Genomic DNA, 3,504 nt, shown 5'->3' on the forward strand with positions numbered 1-3,504 from the left:
CCTGGTCGCTCATGCTTTCCTAAATCATCCGTCCAGATGAACCCGGAGTCAAGGGTATCGCCCTCAAGTGTGTCAAACCTCGTTAGAAATGTCCCCTACACTGCGGGCTCCATAGGAGGTTGCTTTGAAGAGGACAGCGATGAGCGAAAGAGAACTGCGGCGTGTAGCGATGTTGGGGCGAGTGGCCGCTGGGGAGTTGAAGTTGGTGCAGGCGGCAGAGCTTTTGGAGCTCAGTTACCGGCAGGGAAAGCGGATTTGGCGGCGCTACCGAGAGGAAGGGGCGGAGGGGCTGGTGCATCGCAGTGCGGGCCGGCCGTCGAACCGCTCCTATCCAGAGCGGTGGCGCCGCCAGGTGTTGCGGTTGGTGCGCGAGAAGTATTCCGGAGATGTGGGGAAGCGTTTCGGTCCGACGTTGGCCGCCGAGCATTTGGCCGAGGAAAACCGCATCGAGGTGCACGCGGAGACGCTGCGGCGCTGGATGCTGGCGGAGGGCTTGTGGAGCCGAGAGCGGAAGAGGGCCCCGTATCGGAAGCGGCGGCAGCGCCGCGAGCACTTCGGAGAATTGGTGCAGATGGATGGCAGTTTCGAGGCCTGGCTGGAGGAGCGCGGGCCCGAAGGCTGTTTGATGAACCTGGTGGACGACGCCACGGCCACGACGCAGTGCTGGCTGGAGGAACAGGAGACGATCTGGGCGGCGGCGGGCGCGTTGCGGTGGTGGGTGGAGCGCTACGGGGTGCCGCGGGCGTTGTACACGGACTGGAAGAACGTCTACGTACGCCAGCCGACGGCGCAGGAGTTGGTCACGGGCGAGGTGCCGCAGACGCAGTTTGGGCGCATGTGCGCGCGCTTGGGGATTCGGATTGTGGCGGCCAGTTCACCGCAGGCCAAGGGGCGCGTGGAGCGCAGCCATGGGACGCACCAGGATCGGTTGATCAAGAAGCTGCGGCGCAGGAACGTGTGCACACACGCGGGCGCCAACCGCTATCTGGAGCAAGAGTATCTGGCCGAACACAACCGTCGGTTTGCACGGCCCCCGGTCGGGAAAGAGGATTTTCATCGGCCGGCGCCCACGGCGGCGCAACTGGACAGGATCTTTCGTCTGCAGAGCGAACGGGTGATCAGCAACGACTGGGTGATCCGCTATAACGGCCGGAGTTTGCAGCTGCAGCGGCAGAGCCAGCGCTACGCGCCGGCGCGGGCCACAGTGACGGTGTGGGAAGCCGAGGAGGGCAGCCTGGAGGTGGACTATCGCGGGCAGAAGCTGGAGTGGAAGGAGATCGCGTCCGCCGCAGGCGGGGCCAGCAGCGCAACACAGACCCGCGGCCAAGCCCCTGCCAGGCGGCCACGCACTGGCCGCCGCTGGAAGCCCGCTGCCGAGCATCCCTGGCGACGCGGCTACGAAAAGCGGATGCATCTACGGGCGTCGAACCGAGAGGCAGCAGCATCGCGCGATGCGCTATCCGCCTCCGCTCCGCCCTAACCGCTCCGCCTACGGCTTCGCAGGGCTTCGCTGCGGCGGATAGCGCATCGAAACCCCCGAACAAAGGCAAACAGGGGACACTTCTAATGAGGTAAACAAGGGGACATTTCTAACGAGGTTTGACACCAAGGGAGGATAGCACTTGACAAAGGAACAGGAAATTGTTAGAGATAGCATCGGACGGATAAAGAAGATGGCTACCCCTATCAAGCCCAAACTTCATTAGCAGTTCACCCTTTGCTCAGAGACAGGTATTTTTCTACTTCCGCCGGAAAGTCGCGCCGATCGCTTTCTTTTCCGATATCGTTGGCAATGGATCGAAGGAGGGACTCGGTATCCTGGTCCAGTAGCAGTTTTTCCGGACGCCCATACCAGTACTCGTATGGGCGATTCATCTCGTATTCGACGACTGCTCGAAAACCCTTCAAGCAACTAATGGCCCGACCACAAGCATCTGTACCCAACCACCCTAGGAAATACTCCCACGCTCGTTGAAAAACTTCAGTTATGTTTCTGTCCACGCTAGCATGGCCGTCAAGCTTCCTTAGGAAGGAATTGAATGTCTCTTGTCGCTCGATCCAGTCCAAGATCTCACTGAGGTCGCGACGAACATTCTCGCTGCTCTCAGCGTACAGCTCGTCGTACCTATCGTAGCAATTAACCGCAAGTTCCTCGCCCATTCGATCCTTGAAGTAGAATCCACCCACTGAGTCGGCCATGTGTCGGACACGGCGCTCAAAGAGCAGCAGATTATAAAAAGCCCTACGCGCCGTCTTGTGATCTCTATCTTCTTCTTTTTTGTCCCGGTGACGCACCATGAATTCCAGCGCCGCACGAACAGGACCCTCGATGGGCATGTAGTGTTGTGTCGCAAGCTTGTGGCTTTGGGGAAGCATTTTGTTCCATGTCTGCACAAGCTGTGCGCGGTCCCGGTCTTGCTCCTGCCTGACCCGTTCCACTTCCTTCGCACGTGTTTCTTCTCGTTGTTCCCGTCTGCGGGCCCAAAATGGAAACGCGACGGCAAGCACACCAAGGATCAAGGGCCAAGCGAAATCTTTCAACCATTCTCTGGCGCTAGAAAGCCATTGGTCGCACTTAGTTTGGACAAGGCTTTGCCCCAAAGGGACTGCCAGTTGCGACCGAGTCTTATCTGGACGAGTCCAACCCACGACGGCACTCATAGCGTAGCTTTCGCGTGATTCGCTCGCGCGTAAGTCTCCCCAAACGGTGATAGTCTGGCCGCGCTTGAGTTCGGCAGCAATCAAATCGCAAGGCTTCCGATCAAGCACTGGCGAAGAAGCAGTGGCGCTCTGGAATTCCTTGTCCTTGGAAAGAGACCAGCAACCCTCTGCTAGGCCACCACACCAACAAAGCGTGCCGATGTCGTATCCGGGGCAATTCAACTGGAGCAAGCGAAGCTCAAAAATGGGCTTGGGGCTGCGGTTGTGCACTGTGAGCCAAAAGCGCACGGGATCCCCAACCCGGACTACAGATCGGGATAAGGCCCCTTTTACCACGACATCAACGGACTCATCCGCTGCTCCCTTGCCCACTGACATTTCTCGTGGGGAAAGTGCCCGTGAGGGCAAACATACGAAGGCGGTTATCCAAAGAACTACAAAGCCCCTAAGACAGGAACCTGAGATGCGAAGTCTCATTTTGCTGCCCTCGCATGTGGCTCTCGAACGGGTTTTGGCCAAGCACTATACCATACCTGAGGGCTTACAATTGCGGCAGGAGCTCATCGCTAGTGCAATTGAGAATGCTCGGACGCTGTGTTAAGCTTTGCCGTTTCGAGCATGACGATCAAGCCTGTAGATATCACCCTTGCCCACTCACCTGATTCTGACGATGCGTTTATGTTTTACGCGCTCGCGACGAAGAAGGTGGGCAGCCCGGGCATCCGCTTTCATCACAAGCTCGAAAACATCCAGAGTCTCAATGAGAAGGCCCGAGCGGAGACCTACGACGTGACCGCTCTGAGCTTTCACGCCTATGCCTACGTGGCCGACCGCTATGCCCTG

At 58.6% G+C, this 3,504-nt stretch carries 3 protein-coding genes; 2 read left to right on the top strand and 1 reads right to left on the bottom strand.

What is annotated here, in order from left to right; all coding sequences use genetic code 11:
* Positions 1-139: 139 nt before the first annotated feature.
* Positions 140-1,480, top strand: a complete 1,341-nt coding sequence (locus tag VIH17_08275) for an ISNCY family transposase (GenBank protein ID HEY4683231.1) — start codon at positions 140-142, stop codon at positions 1,478-1,480.
* A 230-nt stretch (positions 1,481-1,710) separates the two neighbouring features.
* Here VIH17_08275 and VIH17_08280 read toward each other — a convergent pair whose 3' ends face one another.
* Positions 1,711-3,033 (bottom strand): hypothetical protein, encoded by a 1,323-nt coding sequence (locus VIH17_08280; protein ID HEY4683232.1) that lies wholly within the window; start codon positions 3,031-3,033, stop codon positions 1,711-1,713.
* Between the two features lie 246 nt (positions 3,034-3,279).
* On the opposite strand from VIH17_08280, the gene VIH17_08285 reads away from it, so the two are divergent.
* On the top strand, positions 3,280-3,504 hold a 225-nt coding region (locus tag VIH17_08285; protein ID HEY4683233.1), incomplete at its 3' end, for an MqnA/MqnD/SBP family protein.

It is taken from the genome of Candidatus Acidiferrales bacterium, assembly GCA_036514995.1.
Taxonomy (GTDB): Bacteria; Acidobacteriota; Terriglobia; order Acidiferrales; family DATBWB01; genus DATBWB01.

Excerpts from the sequence above, each read along its gene's own strand:
- VIH17_08275 (HEY4683231.1), top strand. The coding sequence starts at position 140 with ATGAGCGAAAGAGAACTGCGGCGTGTAGCGATGTTGGGGCGAGTGGCC.